Genomic DNA, 24554 nt, shown 5'->3' with positions numbered 1-24554 from the left:
TGTCGCAAATGGCAGGTATGGACAAAAAGGTATCCCCACGGTAAATATTTCGGGGTGCCTAACTTTTTTCTTCGCACGAGTGGATTTCGCACTCGACGCGTCGTCGTGAGCTGGGTGGTGGCCGGCCTCCTGGTCGTGGCGTCGACCAGCTGTGCCCGCGCCGTGGGCGACGACGATCGGGCTGCACTCGACGACGGCAGACCGCTCGTACTGACGACGTTCACCGTCCTCGCCGACATGGCCGCGAACGTCGCTGGTGAACACCTGCGAGTGGAATCGATCACAAAACCCGGTGCGGAGATTCACGGTTACGAGCCGACCCCGGGAGACCTCCGCACTGCCGAGCAGGCCGAGCTGATCCTGGACAACGGACTCGGACTCGAATCATGGTTCGCGAAGTTCGTCGAACGTGTTCCCGCACCACACGCCGTGGTGAGTGCGGACGTGGAGCCGGTCTACATTCGCGACGATGCCTACGCCGGCAAGGCCAACCCCCACGCCTGGATGTCGCCGGTCGTCGCCGAGACCTACGTGCAGAACATCGCCGACGCGTTCGTCGCACTCGACCCCGCCAACACCGACGACTACCGAGCGAACGCGGTCGCGTACATCGGACAACTCCGCGAGGTCGGTACCGAACTCGATGCCGACCTCTCCGCACTGCCCGAACGTCAGCGTGCACTCATCACCTGTGAAGGCGCATTCGGCTATCTGGCCCGTGACTTCGACCTGCAGGAGGCCTACCTGTGGCCGGTCAACGCCGAACAGGAAGGAACGCCGAAGCAGGTGGTGCGCACCATAGATTTCGTTCGCGACAACGCTGTACCCGCCGTGTTCTGCGAATCGACCGTCTCGGACAAGGCGCAGCTGCAGGTCGCCGAGGACACCGGCGCTCGATTCGGGGGAAAGCTGTACGTCGACTCGCTGAGCGACGCGGCCGGCCCCGTACCCACATACCTGGATCTACTGCGCTACGACGCACGGTTGATCGCCGACGCACTGGTAGGAGAACAATGACCCGGAAGACTGGGACCCAGCACGACAGGGCCCCGCACGAGAACGGAGCAGCGCTGACGGTCGACACCGTCAACGTGCGATACCGCGACGTCGTGGCTCTCGTCGATGCCAGCCTCACGCTCGCACCAGGGCGGGTGTGCGGGTTGGTCGGCATGAACGGATCGGGCAAGTCGACGCTGTTCAAGGCCGTCATGGGCGTGGTCAAGCCCAACTCCGGCTCGATCACCGTGTTCGGCGGCGACCCCGCCCAGGCGCGCAAAGCAGGCACTGTCAGCTATGTGCCCCAGGCGGAATCGGTCGACTGGACGTTCCCGATCAGTGTGCGGGACGTGGTGATGATGGGCCGATACGGAAAGCAGAATCTTCTCCGTACTCCTCGAGCGGCCGATCGGCGCGCCGTCGACGAGGCCCTGCAGCGCGTCGACCTCGCCGATCTCGCGAACCGACAGATCGGCCAGCTCTCGGGTGGCCAACGCAAGCGCGCGTTCGTGGCCCGCGCCATTGCCCAGGAGGCGTCGTTGCTGTTGCTCGACGAGCCCTTCGCCGGAGTGGACAAGAAGACCGAGGCAACCATTACCCGGCTGCTGCGCGAACTCGCAGCAGACGGTGCATCGGTGCTCGTGTCCACCCACGATCTGCATGCCCTGCCGGACCTGTGCGACGAGGCGATCCTGCTCCAACAGCGGGTGCTGATGCACGGCAGTCCGATCGAGGTACTTCGCCCCGAAAACCTCGCTCTGGCATTCGGCATCGATCCGACGAAGATCGACGAGCTGGGCGCAGGCACTCCACGACCGGTATCCCGAACCTCGGAAGCGAGCTGAACCGTGTACGTGATCGACTTTCTCGTGGACCCACTCGAGTACACCTTCATGCAGCGCGCGCTCCTGGTGACCGTCACCGCCTCGATCGTGTGCGCGGTGCTGAGCTGTTGGCTCGTCCTCATCGGCTGGTCCCTGATGGGCGACGCGGTCTCGCACGCCGTTCTGCCCGGTGTCGCGTTGTCGTATCTGCTCGGTGCACCGTTCGCGATCGGAGCGCTGCTGTTCGCTCTCATCGCGGTCGGTGCCATCGGAGTCGTCCGCAACACCACCATCGTCAAGGAGGACGCTGCGATCGGCGTCGTCTTCACCACCTTGTTCGCGCTCGGCGTCGTCCTGATCTCGAAGTTTCCCAGCCAGATCGACCTCAATCACATCCTGTTCGGCAATCTGCTCGGCGTCTCGCAGGCCGACATGGTGCAGGTGTTCGTCCTGGGCGGAACCGCGCTGACCGTCATGATCGTCAAGCGTCGCGACTTCACGCTCTTCGCCTTCGACCGCACCCAGGCACGCGCCGTCGGAATCAATCCCACGGTGATCTCGGCCGTGATGCTGACCCTGCTGGCGCTGACCACCGTGGTTGCACTCCAGGCCGTCGGAGTGATTCTCGTCGTCGCGATGCTCATCACTCCCGGCGCGTCGGCGTACCTGCTCACACACAGCTTCGGCCGCATGCTCGTGCTGGCACCGCTGATCTCGGTGGGGTGCGCGCTGGTGGGGATCTACGCCAGCTTCTACCTCGATGTGTCCTCGGGAGGCAGCGTCGTGCTCACCCAGGGACTCGTCTTCGTGCTTGCCTACCTGCTGAGCCCATCACAGGGCATCGTCGTCCGCGCCCTGCGACAACGCCGACAGGTGCCGGCTGCTCCGGCCGGGTGAGATGTCTTTTTCCATTGGATTGCCTAAGCTCGGCGGCGTGGCGCAACAAAGAACCGATCCCGCACCGGCCGACGAGGGCGTCCAGCTGTCCGCGGTTGCGCAGGACTATCTCAAGGTCATCTGGACGGCCAGCGAATGGAGCGAGGACTCCGTCAGCACCAAGATGCTCTCCGAGCGCATCGGCGTCTCCGCCTCGACGGTGTCCGAGGCGATTCGCAAGCTCGCCGATCAGGGCATGGTCGACCACGCCCGCTACGGAGCCATCTCACTGACCGAGAAGGGTCGCCTGGCTGCCATCGGCATGGTGCGTCGGCACCGGCTGATCGAGACCTATCTGGTCCGCGAACTGGGCTACGGCTGGGACGAAGTGCACGACGAGGCGGAGATTCTCGAACACGCCGTCTCGGACCTGATGATGGACCGGATCGACGCCAAATTGGGCCACCCCGAACGCGATCCGCACGGAGATCCGATTCCGTCGGTCGACGGCGCGATCGAAACTCCGTCCGCGACCCGTCTGAGCGAGTACCTCGACGGACAGTCCGGCCGAGTCGCCAGAATCTCCGACTCCGATCCTGCGATGCTTCGCTACTTCGATTCGGTCGGTATCACGCTCGACCTGCCGATCACGGTGATCGAACGACGTGACTACGCCGGCACGGTTGCCATCGAACTGGCGCGGGACGACGCCACGGACTCCATCGACCTGGGCCATCGCGCCGCCGAGGCGATCTGGATGGTTCCCGCGAACTGATCGCCGGGCCGGTTCAGTGCCCGCGCAAGGTCGCGGGTCGCACGACCATGACCGAACTGGCGCGCTTGCCCTTCTCCTGAAGCAGAGCAATGGTGTGACCGGTCGGATCGACGGCCGCGTACACCCCATCGATTCCGATCGGATCCAGCCAGCGGCCCTGGCTCAGTGATTCCGCCTCGCCCGCATCGATCTGCCGGTGCGGAAAAGCGGTGCGTGCGGCCTCGTCGATATCGAGACTGACGGCCGGATCCTCGGCCAACTCCTCGAGTGTCCGCGCATGCTCGAGGGTGAAGGGACCGACGCGTGTGCGGCGCAGCACGGTCAGGTGACCGCCGACGCCCAGCGCCGCACCGAGATCTCGCGCCAGCGCGCGCACGTACGTCCCCGACGTGCACTCCACCTCCACATCGAGGTCGACGAAGGTGGCTTCGTGCTCGACGACATCACGCCTGGCCGTCACATCGAATCGGGTGACACTGACTTTCCGGGCGGCAAGGGTGAACTCCTCGCCGGCTCGAGACAGCTTGTGCGCTCGCTGTCCGTCGACCTTGATGGCACTGACACTCGCCGGCACCTGCTCGATGTCACCGGTCAACGCCGAGATCGCGGTCGCGATGTCCGAATCGGAGAGGTGCGAGGCCGAGACATCCGCCAGAACGTCACCCTCGGCGTCGTCTGTCGTCGTACTGCGGCCGAGCCGCACCGTCGCGGTGTACGACTTGGTGGTCAGTGAGAGCAGTCCGAGCATCTTGGTCGCCCGCTCCACACCGAGCACCAGCACTCCGGTCGCCATGGGGTCGAGAGTTCCCGCGTGGCCGACCTTCCTGGTGCGCAACAGTTTTCGACACGACGCCACGACATCGTGACTCGTCACGCCCGGTCCTTTGTCGACCACCAGTAAGCCGGCACCGACGAGACCGGACGAAATCTTTTCGCGAGCACTCACGAGAGAGCATTGTGCCAGGCGCGACCAGCCGGTCGTCACATCACCGAGATTGCCGTCATCACCAGTCCGCCGGCCACCATCCATCGACCGTCGAACGACGTCAGAGGAGGCCCGGAGACAGTATCGCCGGGCACCAGCAGTTCGGATCTGAACGTCCCGGAGATGTCGTCACCGGAGCCGGTGCGCTCGAAGGTGATGTGCGCGTCCTCGAAACCGAGCCACCGTCCGGTCAACGGCTCCCAGGCCTTGTACGTCGCTTCCTTGGCGCAGAACAACACTCGATCCCAGTGCACGTCCTCGCGGCCCGCGGTCGCGAGCCAGTCTCGCTCTGCCTCGAGGCTCACCGCCTCCAGCACACCGTCGGGTAGAGGCCCGTGCGGCTCGGCGTCGATGCCGACCGATCGCACCTGCATCGAATAGGCCAATACGGCACCGCGATAACCGTCGCAGTGCGTCAACGATCCGACCACACCCTTCGGCCACTGTGGCGCACCGGATTTGCCTCGCATGATCGGTGCGGGCTCCACGCCCAGCTTTCCCATCGCCACTCGAGCACAGTGCCGAGCCGAGGTGAACTCACGCTTGCGCTTGTCCACAGCCTTGGCGACCAACGGGGCTTCGAGTGGGTGGGGCACCAAATCCGGTGGGTCGACGAACAGTTCGGCCGAGACCACACCGTTCGGAAGTATGGATTCGATCACTTGCCCGCCCTCATCTTCTCTACTTCTGCTTCCATCTCGGGAGTCACGGTGAAGTGCCCGCCCCATTTGTTCAACGACCCCGGCGGATACTCGGGAACCGGAAGAATTTGTCGCAGAACGTTCTTCGGCAGTCCACGGCGCTGCCACTCGCGCGGGTAGCCCACCGACACCTCCTCGAAGCGAACGCCGTCGTAGTAGGTGGTACGCGGAATGTGCAGGTGCCCGTACACCGAGCAGATCGCGTTGTACCGCGTGTGCCAATCCGCCGTGAGAGTCGACCCGCACCACAGCGCGAACTCCGGGTAGAAGAGCACCTCGGTCGGCTGACGGACCATCGGAAAGTGGTTGACCAGCACCGTGGGAACGGTTGTATCGAGGGCATCGAGCCGGTCACGAGTGGCGTCGATGCGCGCATGGCACCACGCATCCCGCGTGGCATACGGCTGCGAGGACAGCAGAAATTCGTCCGTGGCGACGACGTTCTTCTCTCGCGCGATCGCCAGTCCGTGCTCCTTGTCCCGAGCTCCCTGCGGCAGGAAGGTGTAGTCGTACAGCAAAAACATCGGCACTATCGTCGCCGGACCACCCTCTCCCTCCCACAGCAGGTACGGATCCTCCGGAGTGACGACGTCGATCTCACGGCACAGGTTGACCAAGTACTCGTATCGGGCTGCTCCGTGGATCTGGACGGGATCTTTCACCGTCGTCCACAGCTCGTGGTTTCCGGGAACCCAGATGACCTTCGCGAAACGACTGCGCAGCAGTTCGAGCGCCCACTTGATGTCGTCGGTCTTCTCCGACACGTCACCGGCCACGATCAGCCAGTCGTCGGGAGACTCGGGGAAGATGTCCTCGGTGACAGGCCTGTTGCCCCGATGTCCGACGTGAATGTCGCTCACTGCCCACAGCTTCGCTGCCACTGATGACCCCTTCCGATCCGTTCGGCCGTCGACGTCGAGTCGCCGAACCGTCCGAGAACGTATCAACGCTCAATCCTCCACGGAGATTCCGCGGCGCATCCAGGCGGGGTGAAGCGGTAGCTCCCGTCATGACCGACGGTCCCGGCCGCCCTGGAGGCAATCCGGTCGCCTCAACCGCAGATTCGGCTATATAGTGCCTTTCATGGCTTTTTTGCGGACGACCAAGACAGCGCGGGTGACGCGATGACGGTGCCTCCGGTCCGCATTCGAGACGCTGCCGCACTGCTCGGCGTCAGTGACGACACCGTGCGGAGGTGGATCGACGGCGGCACACTCGCCTCGTTCGAGGACGAGACAGGGCGCAAGGTGATCGCCGGCAGTGACCTCGCCGCTTATGCGCGCGAGCATGCCGCGCCCCCACCCGAAGTGGCCTCCGGCGGCAGTTCTGCCCGCAACCGACTGGTCGGGCTCGTCACCGGAGTCGTCTCGGACACAGTGATGAGCGAGGTCACCATGCAGTGTGGGCCCTTTTCCATCGTGTCCCTGATGAGTACCGAGTCCGTTCGTGAACTCGGACTGGAGCCGGGCAAGGTGACTGTCGCGGTCGTCAAGGCCACCACGGTCATCGTCGAGACACCCTAGATCGCAGGAGATTTCAGTGCAGACACTCAGACCGGCATTCGTGGCTCTCGTTGCCGTCACTCTCGTCCTCACCGGATGCGACAGGGCATCCGAATCCGGTGCATCCGATCCGGCCGCGACCGGCAATACCGTCGGGGGTGACATCACCGTCTTCGCCGCAGCATCCCTGCGAGCGACGTTCACCGAACTGGGTACGCGCTTCGAGGCCGAGCACCCCGGCACCTCGGTCGAGTTCAGCTTTGCCGGATCCTCCGATCTGGCCACGCAGCTGATCTCCGGTGCACCCGCCGATGTCTTCGCCTCCGCGGATACGAAGAACATGACGAAGGCGGTCGACGCCGGCGTGGTGGCAGGTGATCCCGTCGACTTCGCCTCGAACACACTGACCATCGTCACCGCGCCGGGCAACCCGGATCGCATCACATCGTTCGCCGATCTGGCGAACCCCGACATTCTGACGGTGATCTGTGCACCTCAGGTGCCGTGCGGTGCGGCGACGGCAGCCGTGGAAGCCGCGACCGGCACGGACATACCGGCGGTGAGCGAGGAATCGTCGGTCACCGATGTACTGGGCAAAGTCACGTCGGGTCAAGCCGATGCCGGGCTGGTGTACGTCACGGACGCCGCAGGGTCGGGTGACGCCGTGACAGCAGTGCCGTTCGCGGAATCGAGCGAAGCCGTCAACACCTATCCGGTTGCGACACTGAATGGGTCCGAGAACGACGCCACCGCTCGCGCGTTCGCCGAGTTCGTCACCGGACAAGTCGGCCGAGACGTCCTCGCCCGAGCCGGCTTCGCCGCCCCGTGACCGTACGCGTCGCCGATGGCGGGCGATCGGCGGTAGGGGTACCGCTGTGGATCTTCGTTCCGGCGGCCGTCGGCGCGCTCGTTGTCGTGGCACCCCTTGCCGCGATGTTCACCCGCATCGACTGGTCGAACTTCGTCGGTCTCGTCACCTCGGAGTCTGCGGTCGCAGCGCTGGTCCTGAGCCTGAAGACGGCCACAGCCAGCACAGTGATGTGCGTGCTGCTGGGTGTACCGATGGCAATCGTGCTCTCCCGCAGCACTGTTCGTGGCCTGTCGGTACTCCGCTCCCTGGTCGTACTCCCTCTGGTCCTGCCTCCGGTGGTCGGCGGTATCGCCTTGCTCTACACATTCGGCCGTCAAGGCCTGCTCGGCGAACATCTCGAAGCGTTCGGAATCCGAATCGCGTTCACCACCTCCGCCGTCGTGTTGGCGCAGGTGTTCGTGTCGCTGCCGTTTCTCGTCGTGAGTGTCGAAGGCTCACTGCGTACGGCCGGAAGTCGCTACGACGTGGTTGCGGCGACTCTGGGGGCAACTCCGACCACCGTTCTGCGCCGCGTCACAGTTCCCCTGATCTTGCCTGGACTGATATCCGGTACCGTCCTCGCGTTCGCACGCGCACTCGGCGAATTCGGAGCGACCTTGACCTTCGCGGGCTCGCTCGAAGGAGTCACCCGAACCCTGCCGCTGGAGATCTATCTACAGCGCGAGGCCGATCCCGATGCCGCGGTGGCGCTGTCGCTGGTGCTGATCCTGGTTGCTGCCGTCGTCGTCGTCACCGCGCGCGGCACTCGATCGTCGGGTTCGCTGTGAGCTCGCTGCACGTTCGCGCCACTGTCGATGTCCGCGGCGTCGACATCGAACTCGACGTCGAAGAGGGTGAGACGGTCGCCATCCTCGGCCCCAACGGGGCCGGCAAATCGACACTGCTGCAGCTGGTGTCGGGGTCGGTGGCACCCGACGACGGCATCGTCCGGCTCGGTGAGGAGACGTTGACCGACACCTCGTCGAAGACCTTCGTTCCGATCCACGCGCGAGGTGTTGCCACTCTCGCGCAGGACGCACTCCTGTTTCCCCACATGGACGCTCGAACGAACGTCGCCTTCGCGCCGCGGAGCGCGGGTGAGAGCCGAGCGTCCTCGAAGACTGTGGCCGACACGTGGCTGGCCGCGGTAGGAGCCTCTCATCTGGCCGATCGTCGCCCGGACCAATTGTCCGGTGGTCAGGCCCAACGCATAGCGATCGCACGTGCTCTTGCCGCCGATCCTCGACTGTTGCTGCTCGACGAACCTCTTGCGGCGTTGGATGTCGAGACAGCACCGGCGCTCCGCAGAGTGCTGCGATCGGTAGTGCGCGACAGTTCCCGCACGGCGCTGATCGTCACCCACGATCTGCTCGACGTGGTCGCATTGGCCGACTCCGTCGCGATCGTCGACGGTGGGCGCGTGGTCGAGCGAGGGTCGGTTGCCGAGGTACTCGCCGCTCCCCGCAGCGAATTCGGTGCCCGGATCGCCGGGGTCAATTTGCTCTCCGGCCGCGCGGCCGACGCCGACGGCACGACCGCACTGACCACGAGCTGGGGCTTGACGGTCCATGGATCAGGGCAACACGTCACCGGGACGTCGCTGGTCGCGGTCTTCTCCCCCGCCGCGGTCTCGGTGCACCCGACAGCCCCCCATGCCAGCCCACGGAACGTTTTCGAGGTCGTGATCGACGAGATGGAGGTGCAGGGCTCCGGCATTCGCGTCCGATCTCGTCCGCATCCCGACGGCTCGCCCGGAATGGCCGCCGACATCACCCCCGCAGCGGTCTCCGATCTGGGGCTCGAGCCGGGGCGCAGCGTGTACTTCGTGGTGAAGAGCCTCGAAGTTGCACTGCATCCCGCGTTGCCGTCACCGTCGTAATTGACGATCGCTGCCGATCACCAGCCACTTACCGGACAGCACTCGCCCGGCCACCGCGAGCATGCGCAAGGCGACGAAGACACCGAGCCCGATCCAGATCCCCACCAAGCCCCAGTCGAAGACCAGAGCGGACCAGATGAACGGCAGGAAACCCACGACGGCACATGCCATGGTGGCGTTTCGTAGGAACGCTGCATCGCCACTGCCGAGCAGCACCCCGTCCAACGCGAACACCACGCCGGCGATGGGAATGATCGCAACGAAGATCCACCAGATCGCATGCATCTGATCGACGACCGATGCATCGGTGGTGAACAGGCCCGGGACGAACGAACGCCCGACGGCGAACACGCCGGCCAGGACCACGGCGAATACGGTCGACCATGCTGTCAAGCGCCATGCCAGTGCGCGCGCATCCTCGGTTCGGCCGGCACCCAACGCAGCCCCGACGAGGGTCTGCGCGGCAATTGCCAACGAATCGAGCATGAGTGACACCAAGTTCCACATGTGCAGCACCACCTGGTTCGCGGCGACCGAGGCGGCCCCGAACCTCGACGCGACCGCAGCCGCGGAGAGGAAGCAGGCCTGAAACGCGAGGCTGCGCACGATGAGATCGCGACCGAGTATCAACTGCGCACGCATCACCGACCATCGCGGACGCAGTTCGGTGCTTTCTCGAACCACCGCGACGACGAACAATGCACCGGCGACGCCCTGACCGATCACGTTGGCCACGGCCGATCCGACCAGCTCCAATCGTGGGAATCCGAACAACCCGTGAACCAGAAGCGGGCACAGTACCGCCGACACACCGAAGCCGAGCACAACGAAACGTAGCGGTGTCACGGTGTTCTGAACACCGCGCATCCACCCGTTTCCGGCCAACGAGATCAGGATGAACGGCACACCCAGCAGCGCGATGCGCAGCCACGCGATCGCCTCGGCGGCGATGTCGCCACCTCCGGTCAAGACCGACACCACAGGCTCGGCCGCGAGTTGCACGACCGCCACGATGACGACCCCGAGCCCGAATGCCAACCAGGTTGCTTGAACCCCCTCACCTACGGCATCGTGTTCGCGCCCGGCACCGTGCATACGAGCGGCTCGGGCAGTCGTGCCATAGGACAGGAAGGTCAACTGGGTGCTGACCTGCGCGAGTACCAAACCACCGATCGCCAGGCCGGCGAGCGCCAGGGCGCCGAGTCGGCCGACCACAGCGGCATCGAACAACAGGTAGAGAGGCTCGGCGGCGAGGACACCGAGAGAGGGAAGGGACAAGCCGAGAATTCGACGAGCGGTGACCGGCGAGGAACTCACGACGTGGACAAGGCTCCGCGCAGAGCGTCGATCACATCGCCGAGCTCACCGGTTGCGGTGTAACCGGCCGCGTTGTGGTGTCCGCCACCTCCGAGCGCACACGCCACCGCCGACACGTCCACCTCGGTCTTGGACCGCAACGACACCACCCAGACCGTGCCGAAGTCCTGCTGCTTGAGCACGGCAGCCACCTCGGCTTCGGACGTGGTGCGGACGATGTCGATGACACTCTCGATCTCTTCCGACCGCAATCCGGCCGCGTCTTCGCTCCGGATGACCGCGTACACCAACCCGCGCCCGTCGGCCGCCTCGGGAATCAACGATGCCGAACCGAGCACCGACCCGAGCATCGGCAGCCACTCGAACGGGTGAGTATCGAGCAGCTTGCGCGCGATGTGTGCGCCGTCGATACCCGTCGCCAGCAGTCTCTCGGCCAATAGATGTGAACCCGGGCGAACCCATCGGAACGATCCGGTGTCGGTGACCAGGCCGGCGAACAGCAGGTGCGCCAGATCGGCGTCGATCTCGACACCCCACTGGTCGAACAGCCGCGCGATCACAGCAGTGGTCGACTCCGCTGACGCATGCACCACGTTGACCGTTCCGAATCGGGTGTTGCTGCGGTGATGATCGATGACGAGGCTGGTCGACGCAGTATCGAGCCGGTCACCCAACGACCCCAGCCGGCCCCGACTTCCGGCGTCGACAGTGACGACCAGATCCACCGTGTCGGCCACCTTGTCGGCGTCGACCAGCAGGTGCCGGCCGGGCAGCTCGTTCATCGACTCGGGCAGAAAAGCCGGCGTTGCGAAGGCCACTTGCACAGCGGCGCCACGACGTTCGAGTACCGAGCCGAGCGCCAGCCCGCTACCGATCGTGTCCGCGTCGGGCTGCACGTGGCACAGAACGGTCACCGACGATGCACGTTCGAGCATCTCGATAGCCCGCGCCAGATCCTCGTCCTGCTGCGACTCTGCCCCCGAACCATCGGACATGTCAGTCGGCTTCGGCTGGCTCGACGGCCTCTGCATCGCCGCGGTCGGCGGGTGAATCCTCGCGCGGGGCCTTGTACGGGTCCGGGTCTCCGGCAGGTTTTGCGTTCGCACGCGCACGGGCCAGTTCCTCGTCGGCCACGCGGGCGCGTTCGAGAAGGTCTTCCATGTGGCGCGCGGTGTCGGGCACCGTGTCGGTCACGAACGTCAAGGTGGGTGTGTACCGCACACCCGTTCCGGCTCCGACCTTCGAGCGCAGCACACCCTTGGCCTTCTCCAGTCCTGCCGCGGCAGCCTGCAGATCGGGCGGAGTATCGAGGTCTTCGCCCATCACGGTGTAGTACACCGTCGCGTCGTGCAGGTCAGCGGTGACTTTGGTGTCGGTGATGGTCACGAAGGCGAGCCGCGGATCTTTGATCTCGTGATCGATCGCCGTCGCAACGATGGCAGCGATTCGCTTGGACAACTTACGAGCCCTGGCCTGATCCACCACGACAATCACACTCCTCTTTCATGGCCGGACGTCGACCGAAGTTCGACGTCCCGGCGGCTGCGATGTACACGCCTGCCGAACAGTGCTCGACAGGACTTCCCGAATCAATCCTCGGGTCCGAATATTCTCCGACGTACTGCCAACAATTCCAGATCGTGACGTTCGGCGACGTGCCGTTCGCATTCGTCCAGCTTGTCGTGCAGCAGGTCCACATCGGTTCCAGCGGCCGCCACTCCCAGCAACGACCGTCGAATACGTTCTCGTTCACCGGTTTCCGCAGCCGACACTCCCAACCTCTGCAGATCACCCAGTACCGGTTCCATCATCGACCGCTTCTCGGCCAGCGAACGTACGTCCCCCAACAACACGTCCAACTCCAGAGCACCCAGATACACGCTGACGTCCTTCGATCGGCTCCGACGACAAAGCCGGTGGCGGTACAACTGTCGTACCACCACCGGCTCGAAAGTCGGAGCGCAGTGTCACTCCCCTGGCTTCACCACCGAGCCGACGCGACCGGATGCGGAGCCGTTCGGCTCCGCATCTGTTCTAGTCGCGCGGCTTTTCACGGAGTTCGTACGCCTCGATGACATCGCCCACCTTGATGTCGGAGTACGTCACCGTCAAACCACACTCGTATCCCTCACGGACCTCCGTCGCGTCGTCCTTCTCGCGACGGAGCGAGGAGATCGTGACGGTTTCCGCAACAACGGCACTGTCTCGGATGAGTCGTGCCTTCGCGTTGCGACGGATCGTACCGGAGGTGACGAGGCAACCGGCGATGTTTCCGACCTTGGAGGAACGGAACAGCGCGCGGATCTCGGCCTGCCCGAGGGCAACCTCCTCGTACACCGGCTTGAGCATGCCCTTGAGGGCCTTCTCGATCTCGTCGATCGCCTGGTAGATCACCGAGTAGTACCGGATGTCGACGCCTTCGCGGTTGGCCAGCTCGGTGGCTTTGCCCTCCGCTCGAACGTTGAAGCCGATGATGATCGCGTTGGATGCCGACGCCAGGTTGACGTTGGTCTCTGTGACGCCACCGACACCGCGGTCGATGACCCGCAGTTCGACCTCGTCGTCGATCTGAATACCGAGCAGCGCCTCTTCGAGAGCCTCGACGGTTCCCGAGTTGTCACCCTTGAGGATCAAGTTGAGCTGCGAAGTCTCCTTCAGAGCTGCATCGAGATCGTCGAGGCTGATGCGCTTACGGCTCTTGGCTGCGAGCGCGTTCCGCTTGCGTGCATTCCGACGATCGGCGATCTGACGGGCGATCCGGTCCTCGTCGACGACCAGAAGGTTGTCGCCTGCACCGGGCACCGACGTGAAGCCGATGACCTGAACGGGCCGGGACGGCAACGCTTCGGTGACGTCCTCGCCGTGCTCGTCGACCATTCGGCGAACGCGTCCGTACGCGTCACCGGCAACGATCGAGTCACCGACACGGAGCGTTCCGCGGGCGATGAGCACGGTCGCGACCGGCCCGCGACCACGGTCGAGGTGGGCCTCGATGGCAACACCCTGAGCGTCCATGTCCGGGTTGGCGCGCAGATCGAGCGACGCGTCGGCCGTCAGCAGCACCGCTTCGAGAAGGGCATCGATGTTGGTGCCCTGCTTGGCGGAGATGTCGACGAACATGGTCTCGCCGCCGTATTCCTCGGCGACCAGACCGTATTCGGTCAGCTGCTGCCGGATCTTGTCCGGGTTCGCGCCTTCCTTGTCGATCTTGTTGACCGCAACCACGATCGGCACATCGGCCGCCTGGGCGTGGTTGATGGCTTCCACCGTCTGCGGCATGACGCCGTCGTCGGCTGCAACCACCAGGATCGCGAGGTCGGTGGCCTTGGCACCACGGGCACGCATGGCCGTGAAGGCCTCGTGACCGGGGGTGTCGATGAACGTCACGAGACGTTCGTTGCCCTCGAGCTCGGTCAACACCTGGTAGGCACCGATGTGCTGCGTGATGCCGCCTGCTTCGCCTTCGCGCACCGTGGTGTTACGAATCGAGTCCAGCAGTCGAGTCTTGCCGTGGTCGACGTGGCCCATGACGGTGACCACCGGGGGACGCTGTTCGAGATCGTCCTCGCCGCCGGCGTCCTCGCCGTAGGTGAGGTCGAACGAGTCGAGCAGTTCACGATCTTCGTCCTCGGGACTGACGACCTGAACGACGTAGTTCATCTCGCCGCCGAGCAGCTCCAGCGTCTCGTCGTTGACCGACTGCGTCGCAGTGACCATCTCGCCGAGGTTGAACAGTGCCTGCACCAGTGCGGCCGGGTTCGCGTCGATCTTGTCCGCGAAGTCCGACAGCGAAGCGCCGCGGGCGAGACGAATTGTCTCACCGTTGCCGCGGGGCAGCCTGACGCCGCCGACTGCGGGAGCCTGCATGCTCTCGTACTCGGCGCGTTTCGCCCGCTTCGACTTACGGCCACGACGGACTGCTCCGCCGGGACGACCGAATGCACCTGCTGCTGCGCCGCGCTGACCGGGACGGCCACCGCCGCCGGGACGACCCCGGAAGCCGCCTGCGGGAGCGCCGCCTGCGGGGGCACCACCGGGAGCGCCGGGGGCGCCACCGCCGCGGTAGCCACCGCCGCCGCCGCCACCCGGACGTCCGCCCGGTGCGCCGCCGGGGCGACCGGGGCGTCCTGCTGCGGGTCCCGGACGAGCCGAACGGGTCGGCATCGCACCCGGATTGGGGCGAGGAGGCATCGAGCCCGGGCTCGGACGAGGTCCGGCCTGGCCCGGAGCGGGACGCGGCCCACCCTGACCGGGAGCCGGACGACTGCCGGCCGACGGTGTGGCGGGACGAGGCCCACCCTGTCCGGGCGCGGGACGTCCGCCACCGGGGCGCGGGGCACCGGGAGCCGGCCGAGGAGCCGGTCGTTCCACGGGGGCCGAGGAGTACGGGTTGTTACCGACACGCGGAGCCTTGGGGCCCGGCTTGGGGCCGGGACCTGCAGGCTTGGGTGCTGCCGGGGCCTGCGTTGCGTCGCCGGTGTCGGCCGACGCTGCCAGTGCCTGCTCGACCGGAGCAGCGGGCGGAGCAGCGGGAGCGGCCGGTGCCGGAGCAGCGGGCGCAGCCGGGGGTGTTTCGACGGGTGCCTGTGCTACCGGGGCCACGGGTGCTTCCGGCTCTGCCTGGCGGGGTGCCGGCTTGGGTCCCGGACGGGGTCCACCCGGCTTTGCTGTGCCCGGTTTCGCGGTGCTGCCGGCGGCGCGATCGGCTGCTGCGCGACCGTTGGGTGCAGATGCGGCGGGTGCCGACGCGTCCGAGTTCTCGGACGGGAAGGACTCACGAAGTCGACGAGCCACCGGGGCCTCGACTGTGGATGATGCGGACTTGACGAACTCGCCCTGCTCTTTGAGCCGTGCGAGTAGTTCCTTACTGGTGACACCGAGTTCTTTTGCCAACTCGTGCACGCGGGCCTTGCCTGCCACTGCTCTCCTCACTGAGAGGCCGAGCGAGGCTTGGTGCCCGCACGACCTCGGGTTATCTCCGATGGACGTTCATCGTTGGTGCTTCACGGTGTGCTCATCAGTGCTGTTGCCTGTTCTTGTCGACGGGTGTTGCTCTTGTCGTATCCTCGGCCGGTAGTCGGCCGTGCTCGTCGAGCACGGCTGTCACTGCGGACGATTCCACATTTCCCGATATCCGAAACGCACGACCGAAAACTCGGCGTCGCTCCGCATTGTGCAGGCATTCTCGGTTGTAGTGCAACCACGCACCACGGCCGGGCATCGAATGCCGGATGTCGGGGACGAGAGCGAATTCGTGCGAACCAGCTTCTCGAACCACGATCCTCAACAGATCGGCGGCCGGAACTCGCTCCCTGCACCCGACACATGTACGAATCGGCCGGGCTTTCACAACCGGATACTCGCGTTCATGCTTCTGGGAAGAGACTTCGTTACCGGACCATCGACCACTCTACCGCTGTATTGCCTCGAACTCCGCATTCCGGCCCTATGCGCTGGTCGTCTCGGGTGCCGCCGCATCGCTGCGGATATCGATACGCCAACCGGTCAGTCGGGCAGCCAGTCGAGCGTTCTGTCCTTCCTTGCCGATCGCGAGAGAGAGCTGGTACTCCGGAACCACCACGCGAGCCGCGCGAGCAGCAGCATCCACGACCGTCACAGAGACAACCTTGGACGGTGAGAGCGCATTCCCGACGAACGTGGCCGGGTCCTCGTCGAAATCGATGATGTCGATCTTCTCGCCCGCCAGTTCACTCATCACGTTCCGCACCCGCTGCCCCATCGGTCCGATACAGGCACCTTTGGCATTGAGGCCCGACACCGTGGAGGCGACAGCGATCTTCGACCGATGACCCGACTCGCGTGCGACCGCCACGATGTCCACGGAACCGTCGGCGATCTCGGGTACCTCGAGGGCGAACAATTTGCGCACCAGATTCGGATGGGTGCGTGAGAGCGTGATCTGCGGACCCCGGTTGCCCCGAGCGACTCCGACGACGTAGCACTTGATGCGTTCGCCGTGTTCGTAGGTTTCGCCCGGAACCTGCTCGGCGGGAGGCAGGAGTCCGTCGGCCCCGTTGGCGTCGCTGCCGATGCGCACGATGACGGTGCCCTTGGCGTTGGCGCGCGTGTCGCGCTGGATGACGCCGTTGACGATCTCACCCTCGTGAGTGGAGTACTCACCGAACGACCGCTCGTGCTCGGCGTCGCGCAGGCGCTGCAGAATGACCTGGCGCGCGGTGGTGGCTGCGATACGCCCGAAGCCCTCCGGGGTGTCGTCCCACTCGGAGATCACGTTGCCGTCGGCGTCGATTTCCTTGGCCATCACGCGAACGGATCCGGTCTTGCGATCGACATCGATCCACGCGTTGGACTGGTGTCCCTCGGTGTGTCGGTAGGCGGTCAACAACGCGGTCTGGATAGTCGAGATCACCATCTCGATCGGAATTCCCTTGTCCGCCTCGATCGCCCGCAGTGCGGCAATGTCGATATTCACTTGTTCGACCCTTCTTCCGGTGCTTCCACATCCACGATTTCGTCGGTGTTCGCAGGCGAGGGCCTGCTGCCGACCACGCCACCCGCCAAGTCCATCTCCTCGGCGGTGGGCCTTGAAAATTCCACCTGCACAACAGCTTTCACAACGTCTGTCAGAACTATCGACCGCGTCGACAGCACGCCCTTCTCCTTGGTCACCACAGTGACCGAATCTCCGTCGAGTAGACCGACCCGACCGTCCAGCTTGCTCTCGGCCAACTCGATGCGCACCTTGCGTCCGCGGGCCCGACGCCAATGCCGCGGCTCGGTCAGGGGCCGGTCGATTCCGGGAGTGGTGACTTCGAGCGTGTACGGCGCTTCACCGAAATCCGTCACCGCATCGAAGGCGTCGGAGATCTCGCGGCTCAGCTCCGGGAGCGCGTCCAGGTCGATGCCCTCTTCTCGATCGACCATGATGCGCACCGCGCTGTGCTTGCCTGCTGCGACGACGTTCACGTCTTCGAGGTCGTAGCCACGTTCTCGAACGAGGTCGGCGAGTAGTTCGACAACCCTCTCCTTGGACGGAACAGGCATGTCGCGAACTCCTCGTGTGTAGTTGTGGGCGATCCGGCGAGCGGCAGCCGGACTGCGTTTGCCGAACCAACAGACTACCGCCCCGCGGACACTGCTCGTGACCACGCACGCGTCACGACACACGGGCATGGCACGTGCAGGCGCTGCGGTCTGGCACGATGTCGGGGTGCCCACGCCGATCGCCCCCTTTGCGCTCAGTCGCCGCGGGTTGTTCCGACTCGCCGGTGCCGCAGCCCTGTCTGCGGCCACCGTCTCCACCGTTGCGGCCTGCGCCCAGGACGAGATCTCCGGCCCCGCGCTCGATTCTCTGACCGCACAGCTGCGTGCTGCCCGCAGCGACGCAACGGATGCCACCGCGGCAGCGACCGCGATTCCCGACTATGCAGCTGCGCTCGGAGTCGTTGCGGCTCAGCGGACAGAGCACGCCGATGCGCTCGACACCGAGATCGCCCGCGCCACCGGTGCAACGACCGACACCTCCACGTCAGCCAGCACGACCACCGTCGCTCCCCCGGCTCCGCCACCGGACATCGCGGCGGTGCGGGAGATGTTGACCGCATCCGCTCGCAGTGCAGCGGACGCGGCTCGAAACGAAAGCGGTTATCGGGCCGGTCTTCTCGGTTCGATCAGTGCGTCGTGCACAGTGTCGGCTCTGGTGGTGCTGGCATGAGCGATCTCGGTCCGGAACAGCAAGGTCTGGTCGACGCCCTCGAAGCCGAGTACGCGGCGGTATTCGCCTACGGCGTCGTCGCGGCGTTCTCCAACCCCACGCGCGCCGATCTGGTCGCAACCAACACTGCTGCCCATCGCGCGCGCAGAGACGCGACCATCGACGCGCTCCAGGCAGCCAGTGTCGCCGTCGCCCTCCCCGATCCCGCATACGCATCACCGTTTCCGGTGACCGACGCGATCTCGGCCACTCAGTTGGCTGCCCAGGCCGAAATCGACACGTGTGTGGCGTGGCGTTCGCTGATCGAACGCAGCCAGTCCGGTGGTACACGCGAGATGGGAGTCCAGGCGTTGACCGACGCCGCGGTTCGGCTCGCGACGTGGCAACAGATCCTGGGGGTCACACCCTCGTCGACGGCATTTCCCGGTCGACCGTGACGGCCTCCGCCCCAGCGGCGGAACGACCCGGCATGAACAGTGCCGCGACCAGTCCGATCCCGACTGCTCCCGCGCCGACGAGTAGGGCCGGTGCCAGAGCGTCGGTGTAGCCGGTGGGCGTCAACGATCCGCCGTTACCGATGAACACGGCGGTCAGCACCGCGATCCCCAGCGCGATACCCACTTCGCGCATCGTGGAGTTCGCGCTGCTCGCCGTGGCGTGATCGTCGACCTTCATGTCGCGCAACACTGCCGTCGCGGACGGCGCGAACGTCAGGCCCATGCCCACGCCGGCCATCAGCAGCGCCGGGACCATGGACAGGTACTCGGTGTCGGGCCCGAGGATCAGAGCCATCCACACCAGCGACACCGACTGCAGCGCCAAGCCGCTGACCAGCAATCCACGAAGCCCGACGCGCTCCGCCAGCAGGCCCGCAATCGGCGCGACCACCATCGGCGCTGCGGTCCAGGGCAGCGTACGCAGGCCTGCCTGGAACGGTGTGTAGTGCATGACGATCTGCAGGTACTGCGCAAGAAGGAACACAGCTCCGAACATGCCGAGCGAGAACGTGATTCCGATGACGTTGGCGAGGGTGAAACTACGTGATCGGAACAGCGCCAACGGCAGTACCGAATACCGGGTGCGAGACGCTCGCACGACGAACGCGACGAGCAACACCGCAGACCCGATGGCACTGGTGAGCACTGTGGTCGACGCCCATCCGTCGTCGTTGCCGTGAACCACCGCCCACACCAACAGGAAGACGCCACCGCCGGCAAGCACCACACCGAGCAGATCGAGCGGCTGAGTCCGTCCCGTCGACTCTTTCAGCGCTGTGTAGCCGAGCGGTACTGCAACCAGTGCCACCGGAACGTTGATCCAGAAGATCGCCTGCCAGGAGATGCCGTCGACGACGGCTCCACCGACGACCGGCCCCAGGGCCACACCGAGGCCGGAGACTCCGCCCCAGATCCCGATTGCCATGGCGCGCTTGCCCATCGGTACCACCGCGGCCAGCAGGGTCAACGACAACGGCATGATCGCGGCAGCACCTACGCCCTGCACAGCCCGCGCCGCGATGAGCATGGCCGGGCTCGTGGCGAGTGCACTGGCCACCGAAGCGGCGGTGAAGACCGCGATGCCACCGAGGAACACCGCCCGTCTGCCCCACCTGTCACCGAGCGTCGCCGCGGTGAGCATGAACGTGGCGAAGCTCAGGGTGTAGGCGTTGAGGAACCACTGCAGCTGGCCGACCGACGCGTTCAGATCCTGCTGAATGACCGGCAGCGCGCTGGTCATCACCAGATTGTCGAGTGTTGCCATGAACATCGGTAGGGAAGCCGCGAGGATTCCCAGCCACACCGGAATCGACCGAGCGACAGGATGGTGTGCAGGCGGAGAGGCTGTAGCGGTCACGGCGAACGTCCCGTCTCGAGTTTGTAAGCATCGAATGATTACTTATGAACGACCGTAAGTTATCGACTGATAACCTGTCAATATGTCCGACACTCCCACGCCCAAGCCCAGAGCAACCCGGATGGACGCGGCCGACCGTCGAGAACTCGTCCTCGACGCCGCAACCCGTGCGTTTGCACGCGGCGGGTTCGCCGGAACGAGTACCGATGCGGTGGCGAAGGAAGCGGGCGTATCGCAGCCGTACGTGGTCCGCATGTTCGGAACCAAGGTCGAATTGTTTCGACTGGTCTTCCAACGCTCCATCGACGGCATCATGACGGCGTTCGACGGTGTGCTGGCCTCGGGGCCCCTGGACCCAGCCGACGACGAGACCTGGGCCGACCTCGGCGGTGCCTACGCCGATCTGGTGGCCGATCGCGACCTGCTGATGGTCATGATGCACGGGTTCGGCGCAGGGGCGGTACCCGAGATCGGCCGCCAGGCACGAGAAGGAATGGGCGCGATCTACAGCCAGATCCGCGACGGAACCGGGTGTTCGGAAGATCAGGCACGGCAGTTCATCGCGCACGGAATGCTGCTCAATGTCCTGATATCGATGCAGGCACCGGAGCATCCGGAGGACAGCGCTGGGCTGCACGAGATGACGATGTGCGCGTTCGGAACCAAGCTCGTTCCGGCCGATCCCGGACTGCTGTAAAGGCTACGGACGCATCTCGTACCGACCGTCGTACGAGACGACCTCGTTCCACACCGTCTCGAAACGGTCGCCGTCGACCACCGGCTTACGAATCGAATCCAGAGCCCACTGTTGTTGCGCAGCAGTCGACGACGGCTTCCCGTACAGCGCGACGGCATAGCCGGAGAAGTCCCTGATCTGGAAATCGAAGATCTGGTCCATCATCTCGTTCGAGATCTCGTCGGCCTGCTCGAGCAGGAGGTGACCGTAGACGACGAGCGAGAACAGGTGGCCCACCACGAGCAGAAAGTCGAGGTCCTTCTGCTGCGCTTCGTCGGGCGCGCACTCGGCGAGAAACGACCTGAACGCCTGCGCCTGCTCGTAGAACCGTCCGACATTGGGGATACCGGAGTGCTTCTGGTACACCGGATTCCAGTCGTGGAACCGCACCGAGCTCGCGCCTCTTGCCGGGCCTTGAGCGAAGAAGAAACTGTCGTCGACCGGCTCGGTTCGGGTGCCGACGTCGGGGTAGTCGGTGGGCGAGAACATGTACGCCGGCATGAACTTGAGCATCAGCGCAACGTTGACGTGCACGGTGCCCTCGAGCTTGGGAAGCGTTCCGATCAGCTGGGCGGCCTCACGGAAGTAGGTGTTCTTCTCGTACCCCTTGGCTGCGATGACGTCGTGCAACAGCCGAACGACGGTTTCGCCCTCCGAGGTGACCTTTGCCTTCGTCATCGGATTGAACAGCAGGTAGCGCCGGTCCTCGGGTCCGGCAGCACGGAAGTAGTCCACCGCGCGGGCGCTGAAGAGTTTCATCGCGATCAGGCGCGAGTAACCGTCGACGAATGCGCTGCGCACGTGCGGAAAATCGGTGACGCGATTTCCGTAGAGAATTCTGTTGTTCGCATGTGTGATCGCCTCGTAGAACGCATGCTCGCAGATGCCGACCGAACCGGTGCAGAGATTGAACTTGCCGACGTTCACCGTGTTCAGTGCCGCCGAGAAGGCATCGGCACCGGTGTGCAGAATGTCCTGCCCACGGACGGGGTAGCTCTCCAGCGAGAACGTACTGACGTACATCTGGCCGTGCACGACACTCTCGCGCAACTGATACGCGGGATGCGCGCTGTCGGCTACGAAGAACACGTACGAATCCGGTCCCTCGATATCGGTGCGCCGACCGAACACCGACACCATCCCGGCCACGTTGCCGTTTCCGATGTAGTACTTCTCCCCCGACGCGGTGAACTCGAGGTCGGCGTCGTCGGCCGAGGGCGTCAACAGCATGTCGGTGGAATACACGTCGGCACCGTGTGCCCGCTCGGACAAGCCGAAGGCCATGACTCCACCGCGGTCCAACTCGGCTGCGGCACGGCGCTTGGCGTCGTCGTTCGCACTCATCCAGATCGGCCCGAGCCCGAGGACGGTGACCTGCCAGGTGTACCAGTACGCCAGACCGTAGAACCCGAGAATCTCGCTGAGCGCAGCGTTACGCGCGGCGTCCCATCGTGTGTTCGGCAATCCGTCGGCGTACGCGGCGGGTGTGGAGAACGTCGCGAACAACTTCTGCTCGGCGACGAATTCCAGAAAGTCTGCCGGCCAGACGCTGTCGAGATCGTCCGCCAACAGCCTGCCTTTACCGCGGCTCTCGAACCACTCGATCAGTGCGCGCAGCTGTCGGCGAGAGTCTTCGTCGAGCTCGGCCGGGTCGAAAGTCGTCGGATCGAACAGCGAATACTGAGCCACGGTGTGACCTCTCCTAGTCGTTGACCCGAAGCTACCAGCGGGTAAACGACCGCGCAGAAAGATCGCGAGAGAAGTCCTACGGGGTGTGCCGCACGGCCTTCACGATCTCCTCGACCGCCGAATCGACGTCCAGTTCGCGACTCTCACCGGAGAAGCGGTCGCGGATCTCGACCTTGCCGTCGGCCCAGCCGCGGCCGAGAACGACCACGAGCGGAACGCCGATCAGTTCCGAGTCCTTGAACTTCACTCCCGGCGACGCCTTGCGATCGTCGAACAGAACCTCGATTCCCTGCATATCCAGTTGCGTTGCAATGGATTCCGCACCCGTACGCGCAGCGTCGTCTTTGTTCGCGATCACCAGATGAACATCGGCAGGCGCTACCTCCGACGGCCACCGCAGGCCCTTGTCGTCGTGCATCTGCTCGGCGATGACGGCAACCAGACGCGAGACACCGACGCCGTAGGACCCCTGCACCAGGCGGACGGGCTTACCGGCCTCGCCGAGGACATCGACCGAGAACGCATCGGTGTACTTGTACCCGAGCTGGAAGATGTGTCCGATCTCGATCCCGCGGGCACTGACGAGCGGACCACGACCGTCGGGAGACATGTCTCCGTCGCGTACCTCGGCCGCTTCGATGGTGCCGTCGGGAACGAAGTCACGACCGGCCACGAGGTTCACCACATGCTTGCCCTCGACATCCGCGCCGGTGATCCACGACGTCCCGTCGACGACCCTCGGATCAACGAGGTAGCGAACACCGTTGGCCTGCAACGCGCGCGGTCCGATGTACCCCTTGATCAGGAACGGATTGGCCGCGAAGTCCGCGTCGGTCAGCAAGGCGAACTCGGCGGGTTCGAGCGATGCTTCGAGCCGCTTCTCGTCCACCTCACGGTCGCCGGGCAGCCCGACGGCGAGCAACTCCCACTCCCCCTCGGCATTACGAACCTTGAGCAGGATGTTCTTGAGAGTGTCGGCCCCGGTGACGGTACGGCCCAGATCGGCACCGTTGGCCCACTCCACGAGAGTCGCGATGGTCGGGGTATCGCCCGTCTCGTAGTCGACTGCAGCCGGCTGCCCCTCGATGGGGATCGGCTCGGGTGCCGGTGTCGTGACGGCCTCGACATTCGCCGCGTAACCCGACTCGACGCATCGAACGTACGTGTCTTCGCCGATGTCGCTCTCGGCGAGGAATTCCTCGGATGCACTGCCGCCCATGGCACCGGACGTCGCAGCGACGATGACGTAGGAGACGCCGAGCCTGGCGAAGATGCGCTGGTAGGCCTCACGGTGGGCGGCGTAGGACTTCTTCAGTCCGTCCTCGTCCATATCGAAGGAGTACGAGTCCTTCATGACGAATTCGCGCCCGCGCAGAATGCCTGCGCGGGGACGCTCCTCGTCGCGGTATTTCGTCTGGATCTGGTACAGCGTGACCGGAAGATCCTTGTAGGAGTTGTACTCGGCCTTCACCGTCAGCGCGAACAGCTCTTCGTGGGTGGGCCCCAGCAGCATGTCGTTGCCCTTGCGGTCCTGCAACCGGAACAGTGCGTCGCCGTACTCGGTCCACCGATTCGTGGTCTCGTAGGGCTCGCGCGGCAGCAGGGCGGGCAGCGAGATCTCCTGCGCACCGATGGCGTTCATCTCCTCGCGTACCACGCGCTCGACCTGGCGAAGGACCCGCAAACCGAGGGGAAGCCACGAGTAGACACCCGGCGCGATACGACGAACGTAGCCGGCGCGAACCAACAGCTTGTGGCTGTCGACCTCGGCGTCGGCCGGGTCGTCGCGAAGGGTACGGAGGAACAGCTGCGAAAGACGGGTGATCACGGGTTGTCAGACTAGTCGGTTGCGCAGCACCTGTGAGCAGGTGGCC

25 protein-coding genes are annotated in these 24554 nt (G+C 65.0%); 11 read left to right on the top strand and 14 right to left on the bottom strand.

Annotated features, from left to right (window positions below; genetic code table 11):
* The first annotated feature begins 105 nt into the window (after nucleotides 1–105).
* The 4 genes from ACQR3T_RS05785 to ACQR3T_RS05770 are packed head-to-tail and all read left to right on the top strand — an operon-like array spanning nucleotide 106 to nucleotide 3471.
* On the top strand, nucleotides 106–1017 hold the full coding sequence (locus ACQR3T_RS05785) for a metal ABC transporter substrate-binding protein (protein WP_428692742.1): 912 nt from the start codon (nucleotides 106–108) through the stop codon (nucleotides 1015–1017).
* Complete coding sequence (locus ACQR3T_RS05780; protein WP_428692741.1) at nucleotides 1014–1841, top strand: metal ABC transporter ATP-binding protein; 828 nt, start codon at nucleotides 1014–1016, stop codon at nucleotides 1839–1841. The genes ACQR3T_RS05785 and ACQR3T_RS05780 overlap by 4 nt, the downstream gene beginning before the upstream one ends.
* Before the next feature lie 3 nt (nucleotides 1842–1844).
* Nucleotides 1845–2717 carry a metal ABC transporter permease gene (locus tag ACQR3T_RS05775; RefSeq protein ID WP_428692740.1) on the top strand — a complete coding sequence of 291 codons (873 nt, stop codon included), beginning with the start codon at nucleotides 1845–1847 and terminating at the stop codon, nucleotides 2715–2717.
* Nucleotides 2718–2736: 19 nt separating this feature from the next.
* Nucleotides 2737–3471, top strand: coding sequence for a metal-dependent transcriptional regulator (locus ACQR3T_RS05770; RefSeq protein ID WP_032378212.1), 735 nt, complete (start codon nucleotides 2737–2739; stop codon nucleotides 3469–3471).
* Between the two features lie 13 nt (nucleotides 3472–3484).
* Here ACQR3T_RS05770 and truB read toward each other — a convergent pair whose 3' ends face one another.
* From truB to ACQR3T_RS05755, 3 genes are read right to left on the bottom strand one after another with little or no spacing between them, the layout of a single operon-like run.
* Nucleotides 3485–4417: a tRNA pseudouridine(55) synthase TruB gene (truB, locus tag ACQR3T_RS05765; RefSeq protein WP_032403613.1), complete on the bottom strand. Its 933-nt coding sequence runs from the start codon at nucleotides 4415–4417 to the stop codon at nucleotides 3485–3487.
* A gap of 35 nt (nucleotides 4418–4452) precedes the next feature.
* Nucleotides 4453–5118 carry a 4'-phosphopantetheinyl transferase family protein gene (locus tag ACQR3T_RS05760; RefSeq protein WP_032377087.1) on the bottom strand — a complete coding sequence of 222 codons (666 nt, stop codon included), beginning with the start codon at nucleotides 5116–5118 and terminating at the stop codon, nucleotides 4453–4455.
* Nucleotides 5115–6038, bottom strand: coding sequence for a metallophosphoesterase family protein (locus ACQR3T_RS05755; RefSeq protein ID WP_428692739.1), 924 nt, complete (start codon nucleotides 6036–6038; stop codon nucleotides 5115–5117). The genes ACQR3T_RS05760 and ACQR3T_RS05755 overlap by 4 nt, the downstream gene beginning before the upstream one ends.
* Before the next feature lie 243 nt (nucleotides 6039–6281).
* On the opposite strand from ACQR3T_RS05755, the gene ACQR3T_RS05750 reads away from it, so the two are divergent.
* Genes ACQR3T_RS05750 through ACQR3T_RS05735 form a run of 4 tightly spaced genes read left to right on the top strand, consistent with a single transcriptional unit; the run spans nucleotide 6282 to nucleotide 9388 of the window.
* Nucleotides 6282–6680 (top strand): TOBE domain-containing protein, encoded by a 399-nt coding sequence (locus ACQR3T_RS05750; RefSeq protein ID WP_032377085.1) that lies wholly within the window; start codon nucleotides 6282–6284, stop codon nucleotides 6678–6680.
* 16 nt (nucleotides 6681–6696) lie between these two features.
* Complete coding sequence (modA, locus tag ACQR3T_RS05745) at nucleotides 6697–7488, top strand: molybdate ABC transporter substrate-binding protein (RefSeq protein ID WP_037173978.1); 792 nt, start codon at nucleotides 6697–6699, stop codon at nucleotides 7486–7488.
* Nucleotides 7485–8297 (top strand): ABC transporter permease, encoded by an 813-nt coding sequence (locus ACQR3T_RS05740; protein WP_428692738.1) that lies wholly within the window; start codon nucleotides 7485–7487, stop codon nucleotides 8295–8297. The genes modA and ACQR3T_RS05740 overlap by 4 nt, the downstream gene beginning before the upstream one ends.
* Complete coding sequence (locus tag ACQR3T_RS05735) at nucleotides 8294–9388, top strand: sulfate/molybdate ABC transporter ATP-binding protein (RefSeq protein WP_428692737.1); 1095 nt, start codon at nucleotides 8294–8296, stop codon at nucleotides 9386–9388. The genes ACQR3T_RS05740 and ACQR3T_RS05735 overlap by 4 nt, the downstream gene beginning before the upstream one ends.
* Here the strand turns inward: ACQR3T_RS05735 and ACQR3T_RS05730 are convergent.
* The 8 genes from ACQR3T_RS05730 to rimP form a co-directional block, all read right to left on the bottom strand.
* Nucleotides 9377–10705, bottom strand: a complete 1329-nt coding sequence (locus ACQR3T_RS05730) for an MATE family efflux transporter (RefSeq protein ID WP_032377083.1) — start codon at nucleotides 10703–10705, stop codon at nucleotides 9377–9379. The genes ACQR3T_RS05735 and ACQR3T_RS05730 overlap by 12 nt on opposite strands.
* A complete protein-coding gene (locus tag ACQR3T_RS05725; RefSeq protein ID WP_428692736.1) occupies nucleotides 10702–11700 on the bottom strand; it encodes a DHH family phosphoesterase in 999 nt (332 codons plus the stop codon). Before ACQR3T_RS05725 ends, ACQR3T_RS05730 begins: the two co-directional genes overlap by 4 nt.
* A 1-nt stretch (nucleotide 11701) precedes the next feature.
* Nucleotides 11702–12190 carry a 30S ribosome-binding factor RbfA gene (gene rbfA / locus ACQR3T_RS05720; protein WP_032378208.1) on the bottom strand — a complete coding sequence of 163 codons (489 nt, stop codon included), beginning with the start codon at nucleotides 12188–12190 and terminating at the stop codon, nucleotides 11702–11704.
* A 104-nt stretch (nucleotides 12191–12294) separates the two neighbouring features.
* Nucleotides 12295–12585: a DUF503 domain-containing protein gene (locus ACQR3T_RS05715; RefSeq protein WP_032377081.1), complete on the bottom strand. Its 291-nt coding sequence runs from the start codon at nucleotides 12583–12585 to the stop codon at nucleotides 12295–12297.
* A 154-nt stretch (nucleotides 12586–12739) separates the two neighbouring features.
* Nucleotides 12740–15625, bottom strand: coding sequence for a translation initiation factor IF-2 (gene infB, locus ACQR3T_RS05710; RefSeq protein ID WP_428692735.1), 2886 nt, complete (start codon nucleotides 15623–15625; stop codon nucleotides 12740–12742).
* A 97-nt stretch (nucleotides 15626–15722) separates the two neighbouring features.
* The gene (locus ACQR3T_RS05705) at nucleotides 15723–16055 is read right to left on the bottom strand and encodes a YlxR family protein (RefSeq protein ID WP_196249085.1); all 333 of its coding nucleotides are present in this window, start codon (nucleotides 16053–16055) and stop codon (nucleotides 15723–15725) included.
* A 96-nt stretch (nucleotides 16056–16151) separates the two neighbouring features.
* Nucleotides 16152–17159 (bottom strand): transcription termination factor NusA, encoded by a 1008-nt coding sequence (nusA, locus tag ACQR3T_RS05700; protein ID WP_032377079.1) that lies wholly within the window; start codon nucleotides 17157–17159, stop codon nucleotides 16152–16154.
* Entirely contained in the window at nucleotides 17156–17731 is a 576-nt protein-coding gene (gene rimP / locus ACQR3T_RS05695) for a ribosome maturation factor RimP (RefSeq protein ID WP_032378206.1), read from the bottom strand. Before rimP ends, nusA begins: the two co-directional genes overlap by 4 nt.
* A gap of 127 nt (nucleotides 17732–17858) precedes the next feature.
* On the opposite strand from rimP, the gene ACQR3T_RS05690 reads away from it, so the two are divergent.
* Together ACQR3T_RS05690 and ACQR3T_RS05685 are read left to right on the top strand one after the other, a co-directional pair.
* The gene (locus ACQR3T_RS05690) at nucleotides 17859–18401 is read left to right on the top strand and encodes a hypothetical protein (RefSeq protein ID WP_428692734.1); all 543 of its coding nucleotides are present in this window, start codon (nucleotides 17859–17861) and stop codon (nucleotides 18399–18401) included.
* Nucleotides 18398–18838 carry a ferritin-like domain-containing protein gene (locus tag ACQR3T_RS05685; protein WP_428692733.1) on the top strand — a complete coding sequence of 147 codons (441 nt, stop codon included), beginning with the start codon at nucleotides 18398–18400 and terminating at the stop codon, nucleotides 18836–18838. The genes ACQR3T_RS05690 and ACQR3T_RS05685 overlap by 4 nt, the downstream gene beginning before the upstream one ends.
* On the opposite strand, the gene ACQR3T_RS05680 is transcribed toward ACQR3T_RS05685, so the two are convergent.
* Nucleotides 18801–20255: a DHA2 family efflux MFS transporter permease subunit gene (locus ACQR3T_RS05680; protein WP_428692732.1), complete on the bottom strand. Its 1455-nt coding sequence runs from the start codon at nucleotides 20253–20255 to the stop codon at nucleotides 18801–18803. The two genes, ACQR3T_RS05685 and ACQR3T_RS05680, sit on opposite strands and share 38 nt — an antisense overlap.
* An 82-nt stretch (nucleotides 20256–20337) precedes the next feature.
* Here ACQR3T_RS05680 and ACQR3T_RS05675 point away from each other — a divergent pair, with 82 nt between their 5' ends.
* A complete protein-coding gene (locus tag ACQR3T_RS05675) occupies nucleotides 20338–20952 on the top strand; it encodes a TetR/AcrR family transcriptional regulator (RefSeq protein WP_428692731.1) in 615 nt (204 codons plus the stop codon).
* Nucleotides 20953–20955: 3 nt separating this feature from the next.
* Here ACQR3T_RS05675 and ACQR3T_RS05670 read toward each other — a convergent pair whose 3' ends face one another.
* Both ACQR3T_RS05670 and ACQR3T_RS05665 read right to left on the bottom strand, forming a co-directional pair.
* Nucleotides 20956–22680 carry an acyl-CoA dehydrogenase family protein gene (locus ACQR3T_RS05670; protein ID WP_032377076.1) on the bottom strand — a complete coding sequence of 575 codons (1725 nt, stop codon included), beginning with the start codon at nucleotides 22678–22680 and terminating at the stop codon, nucleotides 20956–20958.
* A 76-nt stretch (nucleotides 22681–22756) separates the two neighbouring features.
* Nucleotides 22757–24508 (bottom strand): proline--tRNA ligase, encoded by a 1752-nt coding sequence (locus ACQR3T_RS05665; protein WP_428692730.1) that lies wholly within the window; start codon nucleotides 24506–24508, stop codon nucleotides 22757–22759.
* Nucleotides 24509–24554: the final 46 nt, after the last annotated feature.

It is taken from the genome of Rhodococcus sp. IEGM1428, assembly GCF_050321865.1.
In the GTDB taxonomy this organism is placed as follows: Bacteria; Actinomycetota; Actinomycetes; order Mycobacteriales; family Mycobacteriaceae; genus Rhodococcoides.
Note: the sequence above shows the minus strand (reverse complement) of the source record. Positions and strands in the feature narration are given on the sequence as shown.